24 protein-coding genes and 8 pseudogenes are annotated in these 25018 nt (G+C 69.6%); 12 read left to right on the forward strand and 20 right to left on the reverse strand.

Annotated elements, in window-relative coordinates:
- Positions 1–406 precede the first annotated feature (406 nt).
- Positions 407–760 carry a PRC-barrel domain-containing protein gene (locus ACZ5K7_RS19880; RefSeq protein ID WP_351712833.1) on the forward strand — a complete coding sequence of 118 codons (354 nt, stop codon included), beginning with the start codon at positions 407–409 and terminating at the stop codon, positions 758–760.
- Between the two features lie 166 nt (positions 761–926).
- Here ACZ5K7_RS19880 and ACZ5K7_RS19885 read toward each other — a convergent pair.
- A pseudogene (locus ACZ5K7_RS19885) lies at positions 927–1421 on the reverse strand (transposase family protein); the annotation flags it as partial.
- Between the two features lie 137 nt (positions 1422–1558).
- Here ACZ5K7_RS19885 and ACZ5K7_RS19890 point away from each other — a divergent pair.
- The 3 genes from ACZ5K7_RS19890 to ACZ5K7_RS19900 all read left to right on the forward strand — a co-directional run bounded on the left by ACZ5K7_RS19890 (position 1559) and on the right by ACZ5K7_RS19900 (position 6604).
- Positions 1559–2878 carry a glutamyl-tRNA reductase gene (locus ACZ5K7_RS19890; protein ID WP_468914948.1) on the forward strand — a complete coding sequence of 440 codons (1320 nt, stop codon included), beginning with the start codon at positions 1559–1561 and terminating at the stop codon, positions 2876–2878.
- Entirely contained in the window at positions 2875–3816 is a 942-nt protein-coding gene (hemC, locus tag ACZ5K7_RS19895; RefSeq protein WP_468914949.1) for a hydroxymethylbilane synthase, read from the forward strand. Before ACZ5K7_RS19890 ends, hemC begins: the two co-directional genes overlap by 4 nt.
- Positions 3817–3925: 109 nt before the next feature.
- A complete protein-coding gene (locus tag ACZ5K7_RS19900; protein ID WP_468914950.1) occupies positions 3926–6604 on the forward strand; it encodes a winged helix-turn-helix domain-containing protein in 2679 nt (892 codons plus the stop codon).
- Here ACZ5K7_RS19900 and ACZ5K7_RS19905 read toward each other — a convergent pair.
- The 9 genes and pseudogenes from ACZ5K7_RS19905 to ACZ5K7_RS19945 form a co-directional block, all read right to left on the reverse strand.
- Positions 6590–6859, reverse strand: a complete 270-nt coding sequence (locus ACZ5K7_RS19905) for a hypothetical protein (protein ID WP_351712825.1) — start codon at positions 6857–6859, stop codon at positions 6590–6592. The two genes, ACZ5K7_RS19900 and ACZ5K7_RS19905, sit on opposite strands and share 15 nt — an antisense overlap.
- Positions 6860–6951: 92 nt before the next feature.
- Positions 6952–8412: a catalase gene (locus tag ACZ5K7_RS19910; protein ID WP_351712823.1), complete on the reverse strand. Its 1461-nt coding sequence runs from the start codon at positions 8410–8412 to the stop codon at positions 6952–6954.
- Between the two features lie 129 nt (positions 8413–8541).
- Positions 8542–9243 carry an aquaporin gene (locus ACZ5K7_RS19915; RefSeq protein ID WP_468914953.1) on the reverse strand — a complete coding sequence of 234 codons (702 nt, stop codon included), beginning with the start codon at positions 9241–9243 and terminating at the stop codon, positions 8542–8544.
- 252 nt (positions 9244–9495) lie between these two features.
- Positions 9496–9882, reverse strand: a pseudogene (locus tag ACZ5K7_RS19920) (transposase); the annotation flags it as partial.
- A gap of 6 nt (positions 9883–9888) precedes the next feature.
- Positions 9889–10122, reverse strand: a complete 234-nt coding sequence (locus ACZ5K7_RS19925; RefSeq protein ID WP_351713999.1) for a hypothetical protein — start codon at positions 10120–10122, stop codon at positions 9889–9891.
- Between the two features lie 33 nt (positions 10123–10155).
- On the reverse strand, positions 10156–10323 hold the full coding sequence (locus ACZ5K7_RS19930) for a helix-turn-helix domain-containing protein (RefSeq protein ID WP_468914955.1): 168 nt from the start codon (positions 10321–10323) through the stop codon (positions 10156–10158).
- Between the two features lie 124 nt (positions 10324–10447).
- Positions 10448–10591, reverse strand: coding sequence for a hypothetical protein (locus ACZ5K7_RS19935; RefSeq protein WP_468915374.1), 144 nt, complete (start codon positions 10589–10591; stop codon positions 10448–10450).
- A 129-nt stretch (positions 10592–10720) separates the two neighbouring features.
- A pseudogene (locus ACZ5K7_RS19940) lies at positions 10721–11267 on the reverse strand (IS701 family transposase); the annotation flags it as partial.
- On the reverse strand, positions 11189–11476 hold the full coding sequence (locus ACZ5K7_RS19945) for an SPDY domain-containing protein (RefSeq protein ID WP_468915362.1): 288 nt from the start codon (positions 11474–11476) through the stop codon (positions 11189–11191). The pseudogene ACZ5K7_RS19940 and the gene ACZ5K7_RS19945, both read right to left, overlap by 79 nt.
- Before the next feature lie 14 nt (positions 11477–11490).
- Between ACZ5K7_RS19945 and ACZ5K7_RS19950 the strand changes: the two are divergent.
- A pseudogene (locus ACZ5K7_RS19950) lies at positions 11491–12277 on the forward strand (IS5 family transposase).
- Positions 12278–12404: 127 nt separating this feature from the next.
- Positions 12405–12824 carry a hypothetical protein gene (locus ACZ5K7_RS19955; RefSeq protein ID WP_468914956.1) on the forward strand — a complete coding sequence of 140 codons (420 nt, stop codon included), beginning with the start codon at positions 12405–12407 and terminating at the stop codon, positions 12822–12824.
- Positions 12825–13041: 217 nt separating this feature from the next.
- On the opposite strand, the gene ACZ5K7_RS19960 is transcribed toward ACZ5K7_RS19955, so the two are convergent.
- From ACZ5K7_RS19960 to ACZ5K7_RS19980, 5 genes are all read right to left on the reverse strand, one after another.
- Complete coding sequence (locus tag ACZ5K7_RS19960; protein WP_468914958.1) at positions 13042–13461, reverse strand: SPDY domain-containing protein; 420 nt, start codon at positions 13459–13461, stop codon at positions 13042–13044.
- Positions 13462–13720: 259 nt separating this feature from the next.
- Positions 13721–14068, reverse strand: a complete 348-nt coding sequence (locus tag ACZ5K7_RS19965; protein ID WP_450972531.1) for a VOC family protein — start codon at positions 14066–14068, stop codon at positions 13721–13723.
- 15 nt (positions 14069–14083) lie between these two features.
- The gene (locus tag ACZ5K7_RS19970; protein WP_468914960.1) at positions 14084–15169 is read right to left on the reverse strand and encodes an alkene reductase; all 1086 of its coding nucleotides are present in this window, start codon (positions 15167–15169) and stop codon (positions 14084–14086) included.
- A gap of 63 nt (positions 15170–15232) precedes the next feature.
- Positions 15233–15859: an NADPH-dependent F420 reductase gene (locus ACZ5K7_RS19975; RefSeq protein WP_468915363.1), complete on the reverse strand. Its 627-nt coding sequence runs from the start codon at positions 15857–15859 to the stop codon at positions 15233–15235.
- A complete protein-coding gene (locus ACZ5K7_RS19980) occupies positions 15856–16863 on the reverse strand; it encodes an alcohol dehydrogenase catalytic domain-containing protein (protein WP_468914961.1) in 1008 nt (335 codons plus the stop codon). The genes ACZ5K7_RS19975 and ACZ5K7_RS19980 overlap by 4 nt, the downstream gene beginning before the upstream one ends.
- 107 nt (positions 16864–16970) lie before the next feature.
- On the opposite strand from ACZ5K7_RS19980, the gene ACZ5K7_RS19985 reads away from it, so the two are divergent.
- A complete protein-coding gene (locus ACZ5K7_RS19985; protein WP_468914963.1) occupies positions 16971–17579 on the forward strand; it encodes a TetR/AcrR family transcriptional regulator in 609 nt (202 codons plus the stop codon).
- Between the two features lie 158 nt (positions 17580–17737).
- On the opposite strand, the pseudogene ACZ5K7_RS19990 reads toward ACZ5K7_RS19985, so the two are convergent.
- Positions 17738–18787, reverse strand: a pseudogene (locus ACZ5K7_RS19990) (DnaB-like helicase N-terminal domain-containing protein).
- Between the two features lies 1 nt (position 18788).
- A pseudogene (locus ACZ5K7_RS19995) lies at positions 18789–19055 on the reverse strand (DNA cytosine methyltransferase); the annotation flags it as partial.
- A gap of 192 nt (positions 19056–19247) precedes the next feature.
- On the opposite strand from ACZ5K7_RS19995, the pseudogene ACZ5K7_RS20000 reads away from it, so the two are divergent.
- Together ACZ5K7_RS20000 and ACZ5K7_RS20005 are read left to right on the forward strand one after the other, a co-directional pair.
- A pseudogene (locus ACZ5K7_RS20000) lies at positions 19248–19490 on the forward strand (3-dehydroquinate synthase); the annotation flags it as partial.
- A 481-nt stretch (positions 19491–19971) separates the two neighbouring features.
- A complete protein-coding gene (locus ACZ5K7_RS20005) occupies positions 19972–20418 on the forward strand; it encodes a GNAT family N-acetyltransferase (RefSeq protein ID WP_468914965.1) in 447 nt (148 codons plus the stop codon).
- On the opposite strand, the gene ACZ5K7_RS20010 is transcribed toward ACZ5K7_RS20005, so the two are convergent.
- Positions 20369–20740, reverse strand: coding sequence for a hypothetical protein (locus tag ACZ5K7_RS20010; RefSeq protein ID WP_468914967.1), 372 nt, complete (start codon positions 20738–20740; stop codon positions 20369–20371). The two genes, ACZ5K7_RS20005 and ACZ5K7_RS20010, sit on opposite strands and share 50 nt — an antisense overlap.
- A gap of 54 nt (positions 20741–20794) precedes the next feature.
- Here ACZ5K7_RS20010 and ACZ5K7_RS20015 point away from each other — a divergent pair, with 54 nt between their 5' ends.
- Together ACZ5K7_RS20015 and ACZ5K7_RS20020 are read left to right on the forward strand one after the other, a co-directional pair.
- On the forward strand, positions 20795–21079 hold the full coding sequence (locus tag ACZ5K7_RS20015) for a hypothetical protein (RefSeq protein WP_468914969.1): 285 nt from the start codon (positions 20795–20797) through the stop codon (positions 21077–21079).
- A 586-nt stretch (positions 21080–21665) separates the two neighbouring features.
- On the forward strand, positions 21666–22178 hold the full coding sequence (locus tag ACZ5K7_RS20020) for a hypothetical protein (RefSeq protein WP_351703054.1): 513 nt from the start codon (positions 21666–21668) through the stop codon (positions 22176–22178).
- A 303-nt stretch (positions 22179–22481) separates the two neighbouring features.
- Here the strand turns inward: ACZ5K7_RS20020 and ACZ5K7_RS20025 are convergent.
- Both ACZ5K7_RS20025 and ACZ5K7_RS20030 read right to left on the reverse strand, forming a co-directional pair.
- Positions 22482–22931 (reverse strand): annotated as a pseudogene (locus ACZ5K7_RS20025) (transposase); the annotation flags it as partial.
- 443 nt (positions 22932–23374) lie between these two features.
- Positions 23375–24178, reverse strand: a complete 804-nt coding sequence (locus ACZ5K7_RS20030; RefSeq protein WP_468914971.1) for an alpha/beta fold hydrolase — start codon at positions 24176–24178, stop codon at positions 23375–23377.
- A 261-nt stretch (positions 24179–24439) separates the two neighbouring features.
- Between ACZ5K7_RS20030 and ACZ5K7_RS20035 the strand changes: the two genes are divergently transcribed.
- Entirely contained in the window at positions 24440–25018 is a 579-nt protein-coding gene (locus ACZ5K7_RS20035; protein WP_351703048.1) for a PadR family transcriptional regulator, read from the forward strand.

Consider the following 25018-nt stretch of genomic DNA (forward strand, 5'->3'; position numbering starts at 1 on the left):
TTGTTTTTTTTTTTTGGCCTCCCCCCCCCCCCAGGGGGGAGAAAGGCCAGTAGTTGACCCTAGGGGGAACCTTCCCCCCCCCCCCACCCCCCCCGTGGTCCCCCCCCCCCCCCCCCCCCCCCCCCCCCACCCCTGGCCGCGTCTGCGCGCGACTGCCGTGACGAGAGTGGTTTTTCTGTCGATCCGGGGTACAGAAGAAAAACGGCCGGAGATGACCGTGACGCCGGGAACCACGGCCTCCAGCGCGCCGTCTCCGGCCGTCCCGCTTTTCCCGGACGCGAATGTGTGGGCCGCAAAAGCCGGGGAACCCGGCATTCTGAGGGAACGTCACCGATAGATGGCGTCCCGGAAAAACCTGCAGTACAGCTGTGGGAAGTAGTGAGTCTCTACAAGGGAGCCGTGCAATATGAGTGACAGCATCTGGGGCTACCAGCCGACCACCGGCTACACCGCGGGCACCGACCTGACCGGCTACAAGGTCGAGGCCACCGACGGCAGCATCGGCAAGGTCGACAAGCACTCGGACGACGTCAACTCCGCCTACCTGGTCGTCGACACCGGCGTGTGGATCTTCGGCAAGCACGTCCTGCTGCCCGCCGGCACCGTGCGAACGGTCGATCAGGCCGAACGCAAGATCTACGTCGACCTCACCAAGGACCAGATCAAGGACTCCCCGGAGTTCGACAAGGATAAGCACCTCGGCGACGCCGGCTACCACGAGCAGGTCGGCGGCTACTACCAGACCCACCGGGGCATCTGACCTCACGCCGCAGCACAGTTGGGGCCCACCAGAGCGTTCTCTGGTGGGCCCCAACTGTGCTGCTCAGCCCCGACCGCAGACCGTGCCTATCGGGTGCACCGGCCTCGGTCTAACGAGTTGGTGCGTGATAGCGGGTGAGGTGTGCTCGTCCTGCTCACGGCCGTTCTCAGGTCGTGGCGGTGCGGTCGGAGACGAGGTTGGCGATGGCGCGGTAGGTGTCGGGGAGGCGGTCGCGGCTCAGGCCGAGGTAGCCGTCGTCCAGGAGGACCTGGACGTCGGGGAAGTGCTGGAAGCAGACGTCGATGCCTTCGTTGCGGGCGGCCGTGGCATCGTGCATACGACCAGGCCGCAGGGTGTCGGTCCATAAGGTGCGGCCGCGCCAGTCAGCGATGACGGTGGCCTTCATGGTGTTCTGTTTCTTCTTCCCGGAAACGAATGCGCGCCGTCCGCCGCGGCCGATGGTCGGCGGACCTGGCCGCAGCTGGGCCAGTTCCGCGCGTTCGCTGCTGGTCAGGCCGTCACGCTCGCCGGCATCGACCTCGGCCTGCCGAACCAGTCGAGCACCGCGTCGCCGTAAGGTCGAAGTCTTTGGCGACCTGACCAACTGAGCGGTCACCGCGTCGGCACAGCTCGACGATCTCGGCCCTGAAATCCGGCCCAGCCTGCCACCGAAATCTCGTAGGCGCCGCGATGCCTCGCCCGCCGCGGCGAAAAGGCCACATCACCAGGATCGGGCGATGTGCGTTCACCAAGCCGCGCCGGAGGCTGGGGTGTGGCTGAAGGACACGAGGAGGAGCGGTGAGCGTATTGGCGGTCGGCCTGAGTCACAAGAGTGCGTCGATGGCCGTCTTGGAACGGGCCGCGGTCAGCGGGGACACGCTCGGCAAGCTGCTGCATGACGTGGCGCAGGCCGAGCCAGTGGCCGAGGTGTTCGTGGTCTCGACGTGCAACCGGATCGAGGTGTACGCCGACGTCGACCGGTTTCACGCCGGCGTGACGGTGATCTGCGAGCTGCTCGCGCGGCACTCCGGGGTCCCGCTCGATGATCTGACCCCCCACCTGTACGTGCACTACGAGGACCGCGCCGTCAGCCACTTGCTGGCCGTGGCCTGCGGGCTGGATTCGGTGGTGGTGGGCGAGGAGCAGGTGGTCGGCCAGGTGCGCGCGGCGATCAAGCTGGCCGCCCGGCAGGGCACCGTCGGACGGGTCCTGGGCGACCTCGGCCGGGCCGCGCTGCGTGCGGGCAAGCGAACCCGGGCCGAGACCGGGATCGGCCGAGCCGGGGCCGGCCTGCTGGGCTTGGGAGTGGAGCTGGCCGCCCCGAGCCTGGGCGAGCAGGGTCTGGCGGGCCGGGATGTGCTGGTGGTCGGGGCCGGGTCGATGAGCGCGCTGGCCGTGGCGACCGCGGCCAGGAGCGGGGCGGCCGCGATCGTGGTGGCCAACCGGACACGCCGGAAGGCGGAGCGGCTGGCTGCCCGGCCGGGTGCGGCGGTGACCCGGGTCGTCGGCCTGGGGGACCTGCCCGCCGCCATGGCGGAAGCGGACGTCGTGATCTGCTGTACCGGTGCAGCCGGGTACGTGATCACCGCCGACATGGTCCCCGCCTGGCGACGCGGCGGCCTGGTGTTCCTGGACCTGGCGATGCCCCGCGACGTGGAGCCCGCCGTCGCCGAGCTGCCGGGCGTGACGGTGTTCGGCATGGACGCGCTCAGCGAGCACCGGACGGGCGCCGATACCGACGACGTCGCCGCGGTGCGGGCGATCCTGGAGACCGAACTAGCCGCCTACCGGTCGGCGGTCGACGCCGCCCAGGTCGCTCCCGTCGTTGTTGCGCTGCGCGCCAAGGCGGCCTGCGTGGTCGACGCTGAACTGGCCAGACTGGCCGGCCGACTGACCTCCGAGGCGGCGAGCGGCCTTTCCCTCGACGAGTTGGCCCAGGCGATGCGGCGAGTGGTGGACAAGCTCCTGCACGAGCCGACCGTCCGGGTCAAGGAACACGCGGGATCACCGAAGGGCGAGGATTACGCGGCGGCGCTGCGAGTCCTGTTCGATCTCGAGCCACGCGCGGTCCAGGTGGTCACCCGGGCACCCACCCCAGGGCAGGAGGGGCTCCCGTGAACGCGCAGACGCTGCGACTCGGCAGCCGCAGGAGCCCGATGGCCATGGCTCAGTCCGGGCGGGTGGCCGGCGTGATCACCGAGCTGACCGGCCGACTGGTGGAGGTCGTCGAGGTGACGACGCGGGGCGACGTCAGCCGAGCGCAACTGGATCGGATCGGCGGGAACGGAGTGTTCGCCGGCGCGCTGCGCGAGGCGCTGCTCGGTGGTGAGGTTGACGTGGCCGTGCATTCGCTGAAGGACCTGCCGACCGGGCCGGCGGCGGGCATTGCACTCGCGGCGGTGCCGCCCCGCGAGGACCCGCGGGACGCGTTGGTCGCGCGGGACGGTGCCAAGCTCGCCGACCTGCGGCCCGGCGCCACGATCGGCACCGGCTCGCCGAGGCGGGCCGCGCAGGTGCTGCGCCTGCGCGGCGACCTGCGATGCGTGCCGATCCGCGGCAACGCAGGCACCCGGCTGGGCAAGGTGATCTCCGGCGAGCTCGATGCGGTGCTGCTGGCCCGTGCCGGGCTGGCCAGGATCGGCCATGCCGACGCCGTCACCCAGGTCTTCGAGCCGGACGAGATGCTCCCAGCCCCCGGCCAGGGAGCCCTCGCCGTGGAATGCCGTGCCGACGAGCTCGAGCTCGCGGCCCTGCTCGGCGCCCTGACCTGTCCGGCCAGCCTGGCCGCGGTGACCGCCGAGCGCAGCCTGCTCCAGGCGCTCGGGGCCGGGTGCACTGCCTCGGTCGGCGTCTACGCGACGGGCACGCGGCCGCTCCGGATGCGGGCCGCCGTCTTCGGCACTGACGGACGGCAGGTGCTGCGCGCGCACGGTGCCGCCCCGCGCGAGTCCTCGGCCTCCTTCACCGAAGCCCTGCGACTCGGCCGCGAACTGGCCGCGGAGCTGCTCTGCGCCGGGGCGCGCGATCTCATGGAAGTGACCGCTTCGGGGCTCTGAGACACGCTCGCCCTCCGGTGGTGGGATACCCGCTGGAGGGAATTCACCACTGACCTGTGCGATGGTCGGAAGTGCGCACCGTGCCCCTGCCCACTTCACTGTGACCGCCATGAGAAATGCAGGCCGATCCCAGGGCGCCGATGCTCGGACGGCACCTGCTGTCCGGGGTCGGATCGTCTCCCGCCCCGCGCTGTACGCACGGCTTGCCGGGGCCGCACGTGTCACCACGGTGTCGGCGCCGGCCGGCAGCGGGAAGACCTTCCTGCTGCGGTCCTGGGTCCGCGAGACAGGTCTGGCGGAACGTGCCGCGAGTGTCTCGGTGCAGCGCGAGGAGCGCGACCCACAACGGTTCTGGATCAGCGTGTGCGACGCGCTGCGGGCCACGGACCCCGGGTCCGACCTGGTGCAGCCGTTGACGCAGGCGCCGGACCTGGACGGGTGGACCGTCGTGGAGCGGCTGCTCAAGGACCTGGCAACGCTGGAGGAACCGGTCTGGTTGATCATCGACGACCTGCACGAGCTGCGCTCGACGGAGGCGCGACGCCAGCTGGAACTGCTGCTGATGCGCGCGCCGCCGGAGCTGCGGTTCGTGCTCGCCACCCGGCGGGATCTGCGCCTTGGCCTGCACCGGCTGCGACTGGAGGCGGGCCTCACCGAGATCCGTGCGGACGGTCTGCGGTTCAGCCTGGACGAGGCGGAAGCGCTGTTCCACGGTGCCGGGGTGGAGCTGTCCGGGGCCACCCTCGCGCGGCTGCACGAGCGGACCGAGGGATGGGCTGCGGGCCTGCGGCTGGCCGCGCTTTCGTTGGAGGGGCATCCGGACCCGGAGGGATTCGCGGCCGGGTTCGCCGGCAGCGAGCGGACAGTGGCCGATTACCTGCTGGCCGAGGTGATGGAGCGGCAGAGCGAGGAGGTCCGGCGACTGCTGTTGCGGACCAGCGTGCTGGAACGGGTCAATGGCGAGCTCGCCGACCTCCTGACGGGGAGTTCCGGCACGGAACGGGCCTTGCAGGACCTGGAGGAGTCTGGGGCGTTCGTCATCTCGCTGGACGCGCGGCGGTCCTGGTTCCGCTACCACAGGATGTTCGCGGACCTGCTTCAGCTGGAACTGCGGCGCACCGCTCCGGACGAGGTGCCCTCGGTGCATCGGGCCGCGGCCGGCTGGTACGCAGACCACGGGTATCCGGTGGAGGCGATTCGGCACGCCCAGGCGGCGGGGGACTGGGGTCCGGCGGGCCGCCTGCTGTCGGACCACTGGATCGGTGTCGGCCTGGACGGACAGGCCGCCACGGCCCATGCACTGCTGGCCGGATTCCCCGCCGAGATGATCTCGGCCGACGGGGAGCTCACGACACTGGCCGCGTTCGACGAAGCCGCGAACGGATCGCTGGCGGAGGCTGAGCTTCGGCTGGCCCTGGCCACCGGAGGCTCGGCGTCGGTGTCCCCGGAGCGGCGGGAGCATGTCGATCTGATGGTCACCGTGGTGCGGCTCCTGCTGGCTCGCCAGCGCGGCGACCTGCCGGTCGTGGTCGAGGAAGCGCAGCGGCTGCTCGCCTCCGGTGACGCCCTGGACGCGGCGGAGTTCGAACGCGGGGCCGAGCTGCGTGCCCTGGCGCTGATCAGTCTGGGCATCGCCGAGACCTGGTGCCAGCGGTACGAAGACGCCGACCGGCACCTCGAACGGGGCGTCGCGCTGGCCCACCGGATCGGGCGGCCGTATCTGGAGATCCTGGGGCTGGCGCACTGGGCGGTCGTGGCGCTCGGCAGAGAACTCGCTGTGGCCGCCGAGCGCGGGCGGCAGGCCATGGAGCTGGCCCGTCGGCACGGCTGGACCGACGAGCGGATTGTCACGGCCGCTCATGTGGCGCTCGGCCTGCACATGCTCTGGCGGGGACGGCTCGACGAGGCGGAGCCGTGGCTGGAGCGAGCCGAGCGGGCGGTGCGCCAGGAGGCCGATCCGGTGACGGTCCTGATCCTGTACTACGGCCGCGGGCTGCTGGAGCTGGCCCGTGGCCGGGACGAGGACGCGCTGGCCGGTCTCCGCTCGGCCGAGCACGTGAGCGGTCTGGTCGCCGCCCGTCATCCGCTCGCCACGAAGGCACGCGCGTTCCAGCTGCACACGTGGGTGCGGCTCGGTGAAGCACAGCGTGTCGAACAGGCGCTGGCCGAGATGGATCCGGCCGAGCGCGAGAGGGGGGAAACCCGGGCCGCTCTGGCGGCGCTGCGGCTCGCCCAGGACGATCCGCAGGCGGCGACCGCCGTGCTGGCGCCCATCCTCGACGGCTCCGCCCCTCTCATGGAACCCCGTGGCTGGCTGGTGCAAGTCTTCCTGCTCGAGGCGATCGCACGCGACGCGCTCGGTGACCAGGCGGCCGCCGGGCGCGCCCTGGAGCATGCGCTCGATCTCGCAGAACCCGACGCCGTGGTGCTGCCCTTCCTCCTCCACCCCGCGCCGGAGGTGCTGGAGCGCCATGCCCGGGCCGGCACCGCTCATGCCGCCTTGATCTCCGAGATCCTCGATCTCCTGGCCGGGAAGCAGGAAGCGCCGGCGGTCGACGCACCGGCGCGTCTGTGCGAGCCGTTGACCCACAGTGAGATCCGCGTCCTGCGGTACCTGCCGACGAACTTGCCGGCCCCGGAGATCGCCGACGAGCTGTCCCTGTCGGTGAACACCGTGCGGACACACATGCGGCACCTTTACGCGAAACTCGGCACACACAGCCGTAGCCAAGCAGTGGAGCGAGCTCGGGCCCTGAGCCTGCTCGCACCCTCTTCACGAGGATCGTGAGCCGGGTCGCTCGCCGCCGGCCCGACTGCTGGCAGGCTGGCCGCCGCAGCGACGGAGCTCGATCAGCTCCAGGCCGAGCGCCTCGATCTGGCCCAGCACGCCATACAGCGCGGCACGATCGGGCAGCGTCCCGGTGAGCAGGGTTTCGGCTCGCCGGGACTCGGCACGCAGGCCGGGAAACGCGCTGAGGAAAGTCTGGCTCAGGTGCCCACACACACGGATCTCGTAGCACGCGGATGTCGTCGGATCGTTCATGGCGCCAGCGTTCCGCCCAGATTCTGGGCTGTTGAGGGGCCATGGGCCCGGTGCCTGTCGACGCCAGGCCCATGGGTGGTTCGTGTCGCCGGTCAGGACTGCTGCCCGCTGCGGACGGCCTTCTCGACCCTCTCGCCGAAGGTCTGGTCCACGTTCCTCCAGTACTGGAAGGCGCGCTCGAGCACCGGCTCGGACACGCCGCCCAGCAGGTGGCCGGCGATGTTGGACACCAGCCGGTCACGCTCGGCGTCGTCCAGGACCTCGCGGACCATGGTGCGGGCCTGCCCCCAGTCGTCGTCCTCACGGCGCAGCGTGTACGCCTGGCGGACCATGTCGCCGTCGGCGGACCAGTGCACCTCCGCGGCCGCAACCGGGTCGGCCTGCGGGCCGCCGTAGGAGTTCGGCGCGTACACCGGGTCGGAGACGTTGCGGACACGCATCACGCCGTCCTTGGAGTACGAGTGCACCTCGACCTTCGCCGAGTTCACCGGGATCTGCTTGTAGTTGACCCCGAGCCGGGCGCGGTGCGCGTCGGCGTAGGAGAACCCTCGGGCCAGCAGCATCTTGTCCGGCGACAGCCCGGTGCCGGGCACCTGGTTGTTCGGCTCGAACGCGGCCTGCTCCATCTCGGTGTGGAAGTCGTTCACGTTGCGGTCCAGCGTCAGCCGGCCCACCTCGTGCAGTGGGTAGTCGCCGTGCGGCCACACCTTGGTCAGGTCGAACGGGTTGAACCGGTAGGTCTTGGCGTCCTCGAACGGCATGATCTGCACCTTCAGCGTCCAGCTCGGGTACTCCCCGCGCTTGATCGCCTCGAACAGGTCACGCCGGTGGTAGTCGCCGTCCTTGCCGGCCAGGTCGTCGGCCTCGGCCTGGGTGAGGAACTCGATGCCCTGGTCGGTGATGAAGTGGTACTTCACCCAGAACAGCTCACCGTCGGCGTTGAGCCAGGAGTAGGTGTGGCTGGAGTACCCGTTCATGTGCCGCCAGGTCCGCGGGATGCCCCGGTCACCCATCAGCCAGGTCACCATGTGCGCCGACTCCGGGGACAGGGTCCAGAAGTCCCACTGCATGTCGTTGTCCCGCAGCCCGCTGTCGGCGCGGCGCTTCTGGGACCGGATGAAGTGCTGGAACTTCAGCGGGTCGCGGATGAAGAACACCGGGGTGTTGTTGCCCACGAGGTCGAGATTTCCCTCGGAGGTGTACATCTTCAGCGAGAATCCGCGCGGGTCCCGCCAGGTGTCCGGGCTGCCCTGCTCCCCGGCCACGGTGGAGAACCGGATGAGCGTGTCGGTGCGGGTGCCCGGCTGGAACACCGCGGCCTTGGTGTAGGCGCTGACGTCGTTCGTGACTTCGAAGTGTCCGAACGCTCCCGCTCCCTTCGCGTGCGGCTGACGCTCCGGGATCCGCTCCCGGTTGAAGTTGGCCATCTGCTCGATCAGGTAGTGGTCCTGCAGCAGGATCGGGCCGTCGGGGCCGACGGTCAGCGAATGGTCGTCGCTGGCCACCGGGATGCCGGCATCGTTGGTCGTCGGCTTGGGCTGGATGCTGGTCATGGGCCGTTTCTCCTCTGTGGGGGTGGTGGAATGCGGGTGATGGAGAGTGGGGCGCCGGAAAGCGGGGCGGCAACCGACGCGGGGCCGGCCGCTCCGAGGGGTACAAGGCCGGTGACGGCCCGTGCTCGGTCACTTGTCGCCGGGGTTGAGCGCCAGGAACGCCAGCCCCGCCGCGATGCCGGCGGCCAGCTGGACGACGAGGTAGACCCAGATCGTCGACCAGCCGAACAATCCTGCGGTGGCGCCGCCCAGCGCGACGGCCGGGTTGAACACACCGCCGGAGATGCCGCCGACGGCGAACGCGCCGGCCGCGACGGTGAAACCGATCGCGAGCCCGTAGAACCCGTTGCCGGGCTGGTCCTTGCTGGTGGCCACGTTCAGCACGACGTAACACAGCGCGAAGGTGACCAGCAGCTCGACCACGGCGGTGGCCGCCTCGGTGTGCCCGGACAGCGTCAGGGTCCTGACCGTCCCGGGATTGACCACGGCGCGGGCGATGAGCCCGGCGACGATGCCGGCGACCACCTGCGCGACCACGTACGCGGCCGCGTCTCGGACTCCGATCCGGTGGCGGACCAGCGCCGCCAGCGTTACCGCCGGGTTGTAATGGCCGCCGGAGATGTGCCCGCCGGCGTAGATCATGACCATCAGGGTGGCGCCCGCCGCCAGCGGCACGAATGTGCTGCCGCTCAATGCGGCCATCGCGACCGCGAACGTGAGGAAGAACGCGCCGATGAACTCGGTGACGTATTTCCGCGCCGCCACCCCGTACTGCGGGAGAGGGACCGCATAAGCGGTCGCTCCCTCGCGCGTGGTTGTTGCTGCTGCCATGGTGGTGCTCCGTTTCTTGCTGCTCGGCCTGACCGACGCACTCAGCCTCACGTCCGCTCTGGTGAACCGGCATCACATGGTTCTGGTGGTTTTCATCATTAATGTCCGAAATGCGGGCCGAGCTGTCTGCCGCGGAAAGCGACAACGGATGCCCTGACGGCGGGGCTGACAGCTGACTGCCCCTTGGTGAGGCACGCGTCATGCAAACTTGGTGAAACCGGCGGGTGCGGCCAGCAGGGGGGGCGGATCGGCTTCGCGATCTGCTGCGACGCCTGGTTCCCGGCCGCCCGCCACCCGGCGTGGCAGACGCCGAGGCCGCTGGTGGGCCCGGACGACTGTGGAGTCCACTGACACCGTCCAGTCGATGTCGTAGTCGGCGTCTGCAGACGCCAGAACGACGGCGAGGATCATTTCCCAGGTGCCGTCGATGGCCCATGTGATCAGCCGCTTGGGAGCGGTCAGGAATGAGCCGAGTTCCTCGGGAAGGTCCCGCCAAGGCGAGTTGGTGCGGTACTTCCACGCGATGGCTTCCAGGGTGCGGCGGTGGTCGGCCCACCGCCGCCCGCGGACCGGATCCGCTGGCATCAACGGCCTGATCCGGTCCCACATCGCATCGGTGATCACTAATCTGACGGATATATCCGATCAACTGACCAACACATCAAAGAGACACGCGCTAGCGGCCATCGCGGAGGTGTCACTCAGCAGGCGGGCCGTCCTACGGATCTCGTCGACGAGTTCGTTCACCCGTGCGGACGCCGACCGTGAACTGGGCGCTGAGACGGCCAGCGCGTAGGGATCGGCGCCGGCGACGGCGCTGACCGCCGGTTCGCTTTCTCCGAAGTTCGTCGCGTTACCGCGCTTGATCAGCGCTGCCACGGCGGCCAAAGCCCTCGTCGTAGCGGCCGCTGATCACTCGGGAGGTGGCAACTCTCGGAAGCTCGCGGCGAGTTCGCTGCGGGAGCGGATGCCGAGCTTGGAAGAGACGTGGGTCAGGTGGTACTGCACGGTCTTGACCGAGATGAACAGTTCCAGCGCCGTCTGCTGGTTGGTCGCCCCGGAGGCGACCAAGCGGGCCACGGCCTGTTCCTGTGGGGTGAGTTGGGACATGCCGGGGGTGAGCCGGGTGCTGTGCAGACCGCCGGCCTGCAGCTCCCGCTCGCAGCGCTCGACGTACGTGTGGGCGCCGAGGGTGGCGTAGCCGTCACGAGCGTTCTTCAGGAACGGTGTCGGCCTCGCGGCGCTTGCCGGCCCGGCGCATGGTCTGTCCGTTGGCGAAGTTGACCCGCGCACGGTCGTACGGGAGGGGAAGATGTTCCAGGTGCGCGAGGGCCTGCTCGAACTCCATGCGAGCGGCGTCGACGTCACCGCGCGCGGCGGTCAGCCGGCCACGAGCGAGGCCCAGGCGGGCCCGGGCGGACCGGCGTCCGCGACGGACAGCAAGATCCTCACAGGGGGTGAGGAACGCCTCCGCGTCGTGGCGGACCTGGTAGTGGTCGAGGCCGACCTGGCCTTTCGCAGCCTGGAAGGACTCCTCGATGCACCGCCTGGCCCGGCCACTTGACCAGCCCGGACAGCGGGACCCGCCTCGGTGACCAGCACAGGTAGAAGGCGAGTTCGCCGCTGCCCGGGTTGTGGCGGATCAACAGGTGCCGGTGCCGGTCGGCACTGATCTCGATCCAGGCCCAGTCGTAGTAGCGCGGTCCCTTCGCTCCGGCTCCGGCGCTCTGCCGGTGCCAGGCCGAGGCGGGCAGGCGGTCGGCCACGGCGTCCGCGCGAACAGCGGTTCGTCCCTGGTTGATCCGTACTCGCATGCTGCAGGCGACGGCCAGGACGTAGCTGATCCGGCGGGACTCCAACAGGGCACGCAGGCCCGGGTTTTGGCCGTATGCCTCGTCGCCGGTCACCCATGAGGCGTCGATCCCGGCGTCCAGCGCTGCCGCGATCATCTGCCCGGCCAGCGTGGGCTTGGTTGCGAACTGCGTCTGGTCGGGCACCCCGGCACGAGTGCGGCGCTGCGTGTCCTGACACTCTGGTGCTCGCGGCCCGGCTGGGCCTGGCGCGTGCCGGTCTGGTGGGCGAGGGACTCGGAGAGACCTGCCAGCAGCGAACTCGGGATGTGGGGGGACGCTGTGACGGTCCAGGTGGGCCGGTCCGAACCGGGGCCGGCCCAGATGGTCCAGGTGGCCAGGCTCTGATTCGGGTGCTGCGCGGCTAAGGCGCCGTTTCTTATGGCGTGCTCGTTCGTTGGCGCCGGACGAGTTGTGGACTCTGTTTCGGCGAGTGGTTCCGCCGGCGCCGGTCATATGCCCGCAAGGCGGAGGCGACGGCGGGCCGGCGATCGCGAATGCCTGGCAGCGATCATCTTCGTGGCCACCTCGGGCTGCACCTGGCGGCAGCTGCCGCCGGTCTTCGGGCCGGCCTGGCCCACCGTCTACCGGCGCTTCGCGCAGTGGAGCCGGGACCGCGTCTGGGCCAGGCTCCACCGCGTCGTCCTTGACGAACTCGGCGCCCGGGGGGAGCTGGACTGGTCGCGGTGCGTGATCGATTCCGTCAGCGTCCGCGCTGCAAAAGGGGGCCACTGACCGGACCGAATCCGACCGACCGCGGCAAGCCGGGATCGCAAATCCACCTGCTCACGGACAGGAACGGACTGCCCCTGTCTCTGGGCATCTCCGGCGCCAACATGCACGACAGCCTCGGCCTGCAACCACTCGTGCGCGGCATCCCACCCGTCCGCTCCAGACGTGGCCCACGCCGCCGTCGCCCGGTCAAGCTCCACGCCGACAAGGGATACGACTACGACGACCTGCGCCGATGGCTGAGCGAGAGAGGTATCCGCCCTCGCATCGCCCGCAAGGGCATCGAGTCTTCCGCACGGCTGGGCCGCCACCGCTGGGTCGTCGAAAGAACGGTCTCCTGGCTCGCAGGATGCCGCCGCCTGCACCGCCGCTACGAACGCAAGGCCGAACACTTCCTCGCCTTCGTCGGCACAGCCGCAGCCCTCATCGGCTACCGCCGCCTCACCAAGTAAAACGGGGCTTAGCTGCTGTCTGCTTCGTCACCTCGCCATGATCGCCGACTTCCCTTTGTCCGAGCCCACTTGGGCCGGGAGCAGCCGGTGCTAAGGTCCTGTTGATCGAGATACGGGGGGGTATCAGGTGTTCACAGTTGTCACGGCTGCAGTGTTCATCCTGCTGGCGCCGCACGTGGCTTGGTACGTCAACCTTCCTTTCCTCCTCGTCGTGGTCGTCTGCTTCCTCGCGGACACGGCATCGAAGAAGAGGCACGTCCGGTACCTGGCTTTCGGCTACCTCCTCTTCATCGACGTCGCCGCGCCCTACGAGACGAGCCGGAAGGACGGCTGGAACTGGGTCGCATGGGTCGACCTGGTCCTCCTGCTGGCGGCGACCCTGGTGGCGGCGCTCCTCGTCCTGTTCGGTCAGGAGAACGCCGACAGCACCCGCCCGGCACCCCTGTCGGCGGTACGCAACCGGCCGGTTCCGGCGCCGCGCCGACGCCCGGCCCGGGTCGCTGCCCTGCGCCGGCAGGCGGAGCGAGCCGCGTCCCGCCGCCGCTGACCGGGGCGGTCGAACAGGCGGATCTTTTGCTCAGGGAGGACTGGGATCATCCGTGGATACTCCAGGTTCCTCGTTTCTCCGGCGTCTCTTGATCGAGGCGCTGGCGGTGGTAACGGCGCCGGCGTCGGACCAGACGACGTGGCTTGAGGCACACGGTGTCGTGACGGACGAGATCGCCCCGTGATCTGCTCCGCCGACTCCCCAAATGAAACGGCGTCTAAGGCGTCGAAGTGGACGCCCGCAGCGCCGTCGGAGGACGTCCAGCGGATCCATCGCCCGTCCACGGTGTGCTTCCATCCGGCGTCGGAGAGCGGCTGGTTGCTGCGGTGACCATCTTCTCGTCCACCGGGGCGCCGACGTGGGTGTCCCAGCAGTCTCCGTCGGCGAGGTGGGTAAGCAGATCCTGCAGCACCGGAGCGGGGGTGGCGCCGGTCGCGGTGAGGACCCACGTGCGGTCGGAGACGGGTGTCTCGTAGGCGGCCACGGTCCAGGCGGTCTCGTGGGCGCGGGTGTCGTGGACGCGTTCGATGCGCAGGGTCTGCGACTCGTGAATGGCGTGGGTCGTGTCATCCGACCAGGTCCGTTCCCTGTCAAGTTCTGCCTGTTGAACTGCCGTTCGCCAGCGCCACTGGCCCAAGGTCCAGCTCCTCCCCTCCTGTCCACGGTCGCGCAGAGCTACTCGAGAGGCCGAAGACGCGGTCTGTAGCTGGCGGAAGGCGCGCGGATGTACAGCCGCGACGGCGTCGCCAGCGCCTGGAGCGATGGCATTTCGTGGCGGCTTCGGGAGCACCAGCCGGAGTAACGAGTTCTTCCCGTCCGTGGGTGTTGTCGGTGCTCGTGAGGCCGGCCCGATGCCGGCCTCACGAGCAGTGAAGTGGTGCTGCAGCGCTTGGGGATCAGGCTCGGGGCTGCATGTACTCGAAGACAGAGCCGTCCGGGTGGCGGGCGACGATCCTGGTGCCGTTGGGTACTTCGTTGGGTGCTTCGAGGATCTCGGCGCCGGCCTTGCCGAGGGCGTCGAGAACGGGGGTCAGGGATTCGACGATGACGGTCGCGTTCTGCGACACGTACTTCTCCAGCGGGCCGGAGTAGAGCAGGAAAGGTCCTACCAGTGCCAACTCCAGTTCGCGGTAGGGGAATCGGCGGACCTCCACGTCCCCGGCCAGGTCCTGGTAGAGAGGGATCGCGTCTTCGAGGTTCTCGACTTCGACGTTTGCGATCATCGCTCGGATGTTGCTGCTCACGGCGATCTTCCTTGCTCAGTTGGCGGTGAAGGCGGGGTAGTCGGTGTAGCCCTCGGTGTGACCGGCGTAGTAGGTGTCCCGGTTGCCCTCGGCCAGCGGGTGGCCCTGCGCGAAGCGCTCGACCAGGTCGGGGTTGGCGATGAAGGGGGCGCCGAAGGAGACCGCGTTGACGATCCCGTGGTCGAGGATCTCGTTGCCGAGGGCCGGGGTGAAGCCGAGGTTGGCGACGATGTTGCCCAGGTAGTGGGCGCGGTAGCGGGAGAAGAGGGCGATGCGCTCCTCGATGGTGCCGGGGGTGCCCAGGAGGTGCAGGTACGCCAGGTTGCTGTCGTTGAGCTTCTTGAGCAGCTGGTCGTAGTCGGCGAGTGTCTCCTCGTCCGCGGTGAACGCGGTTCCGCTGACCCAGCCCGGGGACAGCTTCACGCTGATGCGGTCGCTCCCCCACACGTCACTGACGGCGTCGAGGATGTCCAGGAGGAACTGGGCCCGCTTCTCGCTGCTGCCTCCGTAGGCATCGGTGCGCTGGTTGAGACGGGGGTTGAGGAACTGCGGGATCAAGTGGGACCCCTGGGCATGGATTTCCACGCCGTCGAAGCCGGCGCGGCGGGCGTTCTCGGCCGCATGGCGGTAGTCGGCGATGGTGTCGGCGATCTCGGCGGCGGTGTAGGCGCGCGGGGTGAGGGTGTCCTTCGGGCCGGAGGGGGTGAAGGATTTCTCGCCGGGGTTGATGGCCGAGGGGCCGGCGGGCAGGCGGCCGCCGAGGTGGTCGGGGTGGGAGGCCGCGCCGACGTGGCCGAACTGGGAGACGATCCGCCCGCCCGCCTCGTGGACCGCTTCGGTGACTTTCGCCCAGCCGGCGGTCTGCGTGTCGGTGTAGATGCCGGGGACGTTGATGAAGCCGATCGCGTCGGGGCTGACCCAGGTTCCCTCGGTGACGATCAGGCCGGCGCCGGCGCGCTGCGCGTAGTAGGTCGCCATCAGGTCGGTGGGGGTCAGCTCGGCGTTCTGAGCGCGGGCGCGGGTCATGGGGGCCATGACGACGCTGTTGGGGAGCTCCAGCGCGCCGAGGCGGACGGGCTGCAGCAGGGGCTGGGTGGTCATGAGCAACTTCCTTGTGCCGAGGGTCGGATGAGGAGGAGAGCGAGGAATGGGCGAGGGCCCGGCTCAGTCCTGTTTGAGGGCGTGGAGGCCGGAAAGTGGGCCGCCGAGCTGCATGAGGCGTCCGCCCTCGCGCAGGGAGCCGAGGTCGACGGGGGCGAAGCCGAAGGCGGCGGTGAGGTCCTTGACGGTCGTCTTGGCGTCGGCGTCGTCACCGGCGAGGAACAACACCTGGCGGCCGGCCTGGTGGCGCGGGTCGGCGGCGATGTACTGGCCGTAGAGGGTGTTGAAGGCCTTGACGACGCGGGCTCCGGGCAGCAGTGAGGCGACGTGTTCGCTGCCGGTCAGCTCGCCCAGGTCGGCGATCTTCGTGTGCGGGGGCGGGGAGGCGAACTGGTTGGTGGCGTCGATGACGATGCGCCCGTCGAAGGGTGGCAGGCCGGCTACCGCGCCCGGGATCTGGGGCCAGCCGACTGCGAGCACGACGAGTTCCGCCGCGGCGGCTTCCTCCGGGGTGCCGGCGTGGGCGAGCGGTCCGAGTTCGTCGGCGAGGCCGGTCAGGGAGGCGGGGCCGCGGCTGTTGCTCAGTACGACCTGGTGGCCGTGGGCCACGGCGTGGCGGGCGATGGCCTGGGCGACGGTTCCGGCGCCGAGGGTTCCGATCTTCATGGCAGTGCCCTTCGTGGAGTTCAGGATGCGGGGCTGGTGAGAAGGACGGTTCCGCCCTTGCCGGGGCGGCGGACATGGTCGATGGCCTTCGGGAAGTCGGCGAGGTCGTAGCCGGCGGCGACCTCGAAGAGTTCCGGAGCGGTCGCGGCCAGACGGGAGGCGAAGGCGACGTCCGCGGCCCGTTCCTCAGGCGCGCGGGCCATCCACTGGCCGATGGACACGCCCCGCACGGTCAGGGCCCGCGGGGTCAGCGCGAGCGACTCCAGCGGCGTGCTGCCAGAACCGAGCTGTCCGTAGGTGATCAGCGTTCCGCCGTCGGCGAGCAGCCCGGCCAGCTCACCGGTCAGGGATCCGCCCACCGCGTCCAGTACCACCTGAGCACCCCGGCCGCCGGTCGCGTCCCGGACCTGAGTGCGCCAGTCCGCGTCGGCCGTCGAGATGGTCGGCAGTCCGGGGAAGCGCTGCCGCAACGCCTGCGCCCCCGTGGCGCTGCGTACCAGATTGACCAGGGGGATGCCGTGCTTGAGCGCTGCGGCGCTGACCAGCTTTCCCACCGACGAACCGGCGGCCGTCTGCACCACCGGACCGGCCTGGCCGTGCTGGGCGTCCTCGACCGCCCGCAGCAAGGTGAGCAGGGTCAGCGGGTTGACCAGCATCAGAGCCGCGGTCTCGTCGCTGAGGTCCTCGGGCACCGGCACCACCAGATCGCTCGGCGCCGTGACGAGTTCGCTCCACGCGCCCGGCACCGGGAAGAACGCCACCCGCTGACCGGGCCGCAGATCCTGCACACCCTCGCCGACGGTCTCGATGACGCCCATCCCCTCCACGCCGGGAATCCGTGGCATCGCGAACCGCTGCCGCGGCCCACCCGGAAGGCCCTCCACTCCCGCCAGGTCGCCGGGGTGGATCGGCCGGGACAGCACCCGCACCTGCACCTGCCCGGCGGCGGGCGCAGCAGGGGGCGGCTGCTCGCTCAGGCGTAGTACCTGCCCGGCTTCTCCGTGCCGGTCGTAGGCGATGGCGCGCATGACGCTCCCCTTCCACGAATTATTGATGATGGGCATCATTGGAACTCCTGTTATGATGAGAGGCATCATTGAAAAGGTCAAATCGAGAGCGACGCGAGAGGACGGCCATGCCGCGGATCACCAAGGAGGACAAGGCCCGCAACCGGCAGAACATCCTCGAAGCGGCGGGCCGCATGTTTCGCTCGCAGGGCATCGACGCGGTCGGCATCGCCGAGTTGATGAAGGAAGCCGGACTCACCCACGGCGGCTTCTACAACCACTTCGCCTCCAAGAACGACCTGGCCGTGGAGGTGTGCGGCGCCTCCTTCGCCGCCTCGCTCGGGGGCCTGGCCCGGACGATCGAGGACGGTCCGGGCCAGGCCGGCTCTCCGCTGGAGCGGGTCGTGGCCGGGTACCTGTCCACCGCGCACCGTGACGCCCCGGACGGTGGCTGCCCCTCCGCCTCCCTGGTCACCGACGCCGGACGGCACAGCGAAGCCGTGCAGAGCGCGTACGCCGAAGGCGTCGAGGGTTACCTCACCGGCTTCGCCGCCGAGTTCCTGCGCGAAGCCGAGGAGAAGGGCCACGAGCTCGACCCGGCCGAGGCCCGCCACAGGGCCATCCGCCTCCTCAGCGAAATGGTCGGCGCGCTGATGCTCGCCCGCGCCGTACGCCACGTCGAGCCCGAGCTCTCCGACGAGATCCTGCAGACCGGCCGCAGCCACGCCCTCGACTGATGCGACTCAGGGCCGCTGCGGGAGGTGGAGCTGAGGCGTTCGAGATAGACGGCCCGGCCGCAGAATCGGATCACCGGGTCGGATCCCGGTTGACTTTTCGCGCTCCGCCAGGTCGGCGGTGGCCGGCCCTTGGGGTCCGGCCACCGGCGTAGGCGGGGCTACCGGGTTGCTCGTGTGGACCGGGCGACGTGCGCGGCCGTGGTGGTCGCCGGGCCGGCGCGGGTCGAGGGCGCCGGTCGCGGTGTCGGGAGCGCTGCGGTGGCGTGCTGTCGGCGGGAGCGAACGGCGCCGATGTCGGCGAGGGCGCGACGTGAGCCGACGACGAGCTGGAAGAGGGTGTTCGCCGGGTCGCCGGCGTACGCCAAGATGTGCCGGCCGGTGTGCTCGGCGGTGGTCGGGAGGGAGCGCTGCAGGATGCGCTCGCCCCAGTGCTCCACGGATCCCGTTGGTTCGGCCAGCATCCGGAGTACCTCACCCGGGCCGCTTCCGTCGAGCAGGCCGCGCTGCTGGGCTTCCTACAGGACCGTGGCGGGGTCGACGGGCTCCCGGCGGCGGGCCAGGGCGCTCAGGCACTGCCACACGCCCGCGTGCAGCGGTACGAAGAGATCGCCGGGGAGCAGCCAGGGGACGGCGTCGATGCCGGCCGGGTAGGCGGTGGCGGTCGCGAGCAGCAGCCGCTCCTCCTCGATGGCCTCCATGCAGTCGCGCGCAGCGGGCGGCGGCGGAGCCGCGGTCCGGGGCAGGACGCCTGCGCGTGGCGGGAAGCGGGCTGCGATGTCGTCCACGACCGTGGCGGGCGCGTCGGCCTCGGTGAGCACCGTCTGGACGGGGTGGGGGAGGGAGGCGTCGTGGACGGTGTGCACGAGGCGTTCCGCGGCTGTCTCAAGGCGCCGGCGGGCATGTTCGGCCTCGACCATCCGCACGTACGCCGGGGCGTGGCTGGGCCAGGGACAGACCTGGACGAGCGCGTGAAGGTCGGAAGCGGTCAGCCCGCGCGCCCGCTCGCGTGCCGTGGTGAGCACGAGGTCGAGCCACGTCGCGTTCTTCGCGTGCTCCGTAGAGTCGGGCGGCGGCAGGGCGCTGATCGCGGCGAACACAGCAGTGTGCGCGGCGGTGGAGAACGAGTCGGCTGCGATGCCGCTCACATCGTCCAGACGGTGCAGGTCGAGCAGGAGGGCTCCGAGGAGGGCCTGCTCGACGTGGAACACCGGCTGCGGCGGTGTGTTGGTGTAGCAGGCCCAGGCGCTTGCCGGCCATGCTCCACGCCTGGCACGGCGGCGAGGCGATCACACCGTGCGTGCGGCCGACGAACTGCCAGGTCGGATACCGTGCCACGTCTGTCCGGACCGTCAACTGCCCCGCCGCAGAACGGGCCTTGCACGCCCACCGGTCCCATTCCAGCCCGACATCGCGCACGCCCAGGACGTGCAGTGCCCTGCTCCAGCCGCCCGGCCCCGCGAAGAGGTCGAGTATCACGTGGCCAGCCCGAAGCCGTCCTGCGCCAGTGCGTCGGCGTCGCCGCGTCAGGCCCAGGGGAGGTCGCCACGGCGGTGGTGGCCACCGACAACCGTACGCCTGCTGAAGTCACCTAAGTCGCCCTGGACGCATGGGAGTTCACTTCGACTCCCGGGGGGGGCAGCGACACCGGGATCCCGCCCGGAGGACGTTATGGCTGGACGGGTGACGAAAATTCAGGTCGGCGGGAGCGCGGGCAGCGACCCGTACGTGGTTCTGGTGGACGGTCAACTGCATGCCGACGTGGCTGGGTTGGTGCGGGAGAAGGCCAGGCGCGTAGCCGTGATCCACCCCGAGGCACTTGCCGAGACCGGGAACGCGCTGTGGGCTGACCTGGCCGGGCAGGGCTACGAGGCCGTCGCCATCCAGGTGCCCACCGCGGAGGAGGCCAAGACCGGGTGGAGGGTGCGGGCCCGGGCCGACAGCATGGTGACGACCTCCTGGTCGCTGTCGACGATCTGGGGCGCGTGCTCGGAGAGCTCGTGGAGCCGTCCGTCGACGCTGATGAAGAGGCTGATCAAATCGCGGGCGCCGGGACCGGACGGCATGATCCCGCGCTGGTAGTCGCGATAGACGTCTGTCAGAATTCCGATGTTGCGCCCTTCGTCGAGTTCGTTGATCTCGGCGAGGAGCTTCGCCTGAGCGCCGCCCGGACGCGCTAATGGTGGAGTCGGGTATTGGAACTGTCCGAATGCCCTGGTGGCAGCAGAAAGTGACGTGCGTCGAGGCGACAATCCCGGCAGGATGCGGGCATGGTTGCCCCCTTGGTTGTCCCGCGCCTGACTGCCGGCGACAGTGTTCTGCTGCGCGCCTGGGAAAGCTCGGGGATCTGCCTCTCGTCCGGGAGGCGTCGAGCGACGACTACATCCCGTTGATCATGACCGTTCCCCCCACGTACTCGCAGGCGGCGGGCGAAGCCTTCGTCCGGCGACAGTGGGAGCGGGCGTCTACTGGTAGCGGGTATCCGTTCGTCATCGTGCGGATCGAGGACGGCCGCCCGCTGGGGATGGTCGGTCTCTGGGTGAGGGAGCGGGGCGAGGGACGAGCGTCGCTGGGTTATTGGCTTGCCGGGTCCGCCCGTGGTCAAGGGATTGCCGCGGAAGCCCTCCGGGCGGTTGTCCGCTGGGCCCTTAGTGACCTGCGGATTCCTCGCCTTCAGCTGCATGTCGAGCCGTGGAATGTCGCATCACAGCGGACGGCTGAGCGTGTGGGCTTCCAGCGTGAGGGCCTGCTCCGCAGTTGGCAGCAGGTGGGCGAGGAGCGTCGGGACATGATCATGTATTCGATGCTGGGTGTTGATCTGTCCTCACCGGCCGCTGGCTGACTTCGGCTGCGTAGGCGGCCCAGTCCCCGGCGGATGCCTGCTGCCACTGGACGGCGACCTTGATGTGGACACCGAGCATCCGGGCGAGGATCGCAGCGGGGAGTTCGGTCGCGAGAGTGAACAGTGCGGTGGAGCGATCCTGTTTTGATCGGATCCCGATCTTATGGAGACGGATGCCGATCTGGCCGTCGGTCCCGTTGGGCTGTTCAAGACCGGTGAGGAGGGCCTGCTGTCGTCGCATGAACTGCCGGTCGGCGACGCCGTGCAAGTAGGCCGGGCGGTCAGGGACATCAGCCGCAGTGCCCTCGCTCGGATCGACCATCGCTCAGGCGCCCTCCAGGTGCACCGGCTCGTGTCCACAGTCCTGTCCCTACGGATGACCGACGATGAGCGCGCCGACACCCGGCGCACAGCCCGGCTGTTGTTGTCCTGGCAGCCACCCGGCCCCGCACTGACCGGTCACCTGCTCGCCTCCGGCGCCGCGGAAGACACCGACCACGGGGTACGTCGTGCCGTGAGGGCCCAACTGGAGTGGCTCGCGCTGAACGGGATGACGGAGGAGGGACGCCAACTGTTGCGGGTCGCGGACGAGACGGGGAGCCATCTCGACGGCGGCCGGCCCCGGCGGGACGGCACAGCGACCGATGGCCCTGCTCGGTGATCGCGCGCCTAGGCATGCGGACAACGCCATGAGGCGCACCTTCCCCGCTCCTACCGAACTGCGCTCAATCGCCTGTGTCCGGCGGGCACCCGCAGCGCGGAGGCACGGGTGCCGACCGCTTGGGCAGCGTCGGAGCGGGCGTCACGACCGATGACCACCCGCCGCCGGACCGGCTTCCGTGCTCCGTCTTGCGGTCCGACAGCCGTCTGACGAGCCAGTTCCGCCCGGCTGGGTTCGCAGAGAATCAACCTATTGCTTCCCCTGATCTTGGTCGTTGGATCTCGATGACCTGTCAGGCGCGGGGAGGCCGGCGTGGCAGAACGCGTGGGACATGACCTGGTGTCAATGAGGATTCCGCAGGGGCGCAGGGCAGTTGTCGCCCGTCCGGCGCCGAGACCAGTTACGGTGGCGGGGCCACAGGACCGGTGTTTGAATGAAGTCATGTTCTATTGAGCCGGCTTTGTGAAGGTGCCGAAGCCGGGTCGCTTGTCTTCATGGGACCTCGGGCCTCTGAACTGCCCTGGTTTCCGCCCCAGATATGCCCAGGGCCAGCAGGCGTGGTCTTGCGCTTGAAGGGAGCCATCTCATGGCCACGTATGTCAAAGAGAACCCCGACTGCAAGTCCAAGATTCTTTTCGTCGGCTCGACGGGGCTCAAGACTCTCGACAATCCAGAAGTCCCCGTGCAGATGTACATCGACATCCTGGCACCCGAAACCTACACAAGCGTGTACTTCGGTACAGCCATGATCTACATCGAGTTCCTGATCCCGAACACTCCCGTCGGAGCGGAGATGGTCGGGCATCCGGACGTCAACCCCAGCGGGTTCTGGGACGTGCCGAAGGACGGCTCGTGGGTCGAGGCGCCGTGGGGGCAGCCCACTGACCGGCTTCGCATCAGGCACCACGACGTCCGGGTGGTCTCCGGCCCGGGCAACGGCCTGACGCACTGGCTCGGCGTGACGGGCCTCGGGCAGAGCGAAGCGTTGGAGTTGCGTGCCTACTGCGAGGCCACCGACATCTCCGCCGACACCGCCAGTTGCCCGATCCGCATCGAGGATCTCAAGGTTGGCGACCGTCTTCCGGGATATCTGGGCTGAACTCCCATGCCTGTTGGTACGTTCACCTGAAGGCCGCTCAGAACACCGCCGAACGGCTGCGGTCCGGCTCGGTGTGCCCAGGGGTCGGCGTGGATCCGGCCGATGTCAGGAAATCGGCGAGATCTGCCACACCTGGCGCAACTACCTCGCCCTCGGCTCGCTTGGGCCTGACTTGTTCTACCTGCTGCCGGACTCCGTGGATGGAGCCGATCAGTGACAACTCGGAACAGCTCGCCTCACAACCCACCGGCGGACCGTCCCGGCAACTCGCGCTCCTATGACCGTGTGAGCTGCGATGTCGTCGTCCAGCGCGACGACGAACGAGTACGGCCAGCCGGGGATCATCTGGTGCTTGGCGTCGCCGCGGCCGTAGGTGTGGCAGAACGACCGGTCCGGGCAAGTCGCCGTGTCCGGCCTCAGCCACCGAGAGACGTCCACCGCGAGCACCAGGCGGCCGTCGGCGGCGCGCAGCAGCGGCAGGCCGGCCAGCGCGGTCCGCAGCCGGTCGATGTCCGGGCGGCCCCGGTTCAGGGTGCCGTACAGGGCTCCGTGTCCCGGCCGGTGCTCGGGCGCGAGCGCCGGATCGACCAGCGTTCTTACCGGCCCGTCGGTGTACAGCAGTGCGTCGGTCAACTCGAACAACGCGTCGCGCCGTCCGGTCAGGCAGTCGTAGAAGACCCCTCGGAAGGGGGACAGTTCCGCGAATGGCTCGCACTGCACGCACTGCACACCCTGCTCAACCACACTCACCACTACGGCCTACGCGTCAAGTTCCCCCTCTTGGCTGAGTTCAGGATCATGCGAAGGCCGCGCCACCGACGTAGTCGAGTTCTCCGCGTCGGCTGACGACTCCGAACAGGCCGCCGAGACGTCCGACTGATCGACGAGCTGCAACGTGACAACGGGTCGATGCGCGGGCCGTGGGGTCGCAGCCCGGCTCATCGCCCCGGAACGAGTCGCCGGCGTGCCGCAGAGGGGGAGCGCCTCAGGCGTTTCCCGTTCGAGATCATGAAGATCGTCTACGCGCCGACCAGGGTCGGCAGTCTCGACTCCCGCTTCCGGTAAGGCCGGTCGCAGGCGTGCGCACGTCCCGAACGGTGAAGCAGCACTCAGGGTGCTCTACTGCGTGATCCGCGACCGACAGCCCAACCCCACCGGCCGGACCCGGGGAAGGAAGCGATCAACGTCTTCGTCGGCTATGCAGCGGCCTTCAGGGCGAAGGCGAGGATCTCTTCAGCCAGTGCTTCGGGTGCGGTCAGGTAGGCCTCGTGCGCATGACCGGGAATCTGGACGAGGCGGCTGTTCGGCAGTGCATCATCAAGGCGCCGGGAGATGTCGAGCAGGACGGGCGGGCTGAGCTCGCCCGTGACGAGGAGCGTCGGGGTCGTGAGGCCGGTGAATCGGTCGAGGTCGTCGCCGAAGGCGTCGATGGCCCGGACCTCCCGCGCCCAGGTCGGCGTCATCGACGCGCGCCAGGACCACACGGGGCTGCGGCGGAACTCGTCGATCGCCTCCTCCGGCATCTGCAGGAAGTTGCGCGTGCCCAGCGTGAGCGCACGGTCCAGGTCGCCCTTGGCCACGGCCTCTTCGAAGGGTGCGATGGCATCCCCTCCGATGGGACCGTGCAGCGGTACCGGCGGCTCGTAGAGGACGAAGGCCGCGGGGAGCCGGCGCAGGGCGAGGCCCAGGGTCACGAGCCCGCCGTAGGAGTGGCCCAGCAGGATCGCGTCCGGGCCGGCCAGGTCGAGGACGGCGGCGATGTCCTCCTGTTCGCGCTCGATGCCGTGGTCGAGGCTGTCACCGCTGGAGCCGTGGCCGCGGCGGTCGACCGCGTAGGTCGTCAGGTGCGGTGCGAGGACATCGGCCAGCGGCTGCCAGTCCTGGGCCGCGTTCAGGGCTCCCGGGGAGACCACGAGGGGGCGTCCCCGGCCGGTGACGGCGACGGCGATCTTCGTGCCGTCGGCAGAGGTGACGAAGGTCTGCCGGTGTGTGTCGGTCATGTCTCTCATCCTTCAAGGGGGCGCGGTGGGGCGATGCCGACTCGCCTGTGAGGGCAGGCCAGGGGTGGTTCCTCCGACGGGCGGCCGGTGCGGAGGCGTGCCCTTCGCGGAAGGCGCGACAGGGGCGGAGGGGCGGCGAGGCAATGGCGGCGGCAATGGCGCTGGCGAGGGGACCCCAGCCTGCAGTGACGATCAGGACTCAAACCATAACATCGAATCGATGTGTACATCGATTCGATGCAGTCGTGCGATGATGGAGCCATGCTGGAACTAGCGATTCTGGGCTTCCTGGCCGAGGGGCACCTGCCAGGACACGAGCTGCGCCGCCGCGTCTCGCAGCTGACCGGTTACACGCGGCCGGTCAGCGACGGCAGCCTCTACCCGGCGATCAACCGCCTCGCGAAGGCGGGTCTGCTGGAGCGGCGCGCCGACCCGGCCGCAGGTGCCGCGAGGTATGTGCTGAGCCTGACCGAGGCCGGGCGCAGCGAGCTGCTCGGACGCCTGCGCAAGCCGGCCGACCACGAGATCACCGACTTCACCCGGTTCTTCACCGTCCTGGCCTTCCTCTCCCAGCTGCCCGACGTGGCCGAGCAGCACGCGGTGCTTCGCAGGCGGCTGGAGTTCCTGGAGGAGCCGGCGAGCTTCTTCTACGACGGCGAGCGGCCGCTGCGCGCGGAGGGGGTCGCCGATCCGTACCGGCGAGGCATGCTGCTCACCGCCCGTGCCATCAGCAAGGCCGAACGCACCTGGCTGCGTGAGGTCCTCGGCGAGGAGCCGCCCGCGCCCTTCACGGCGCGCACCGACAACGATCCCCCCAGGCTCGAAGAACCCGCGAGCTGA

The sequence above is a fragment of the Streptomyces sp. NPDC031497 genome (genome assembly GCF_055580905.1).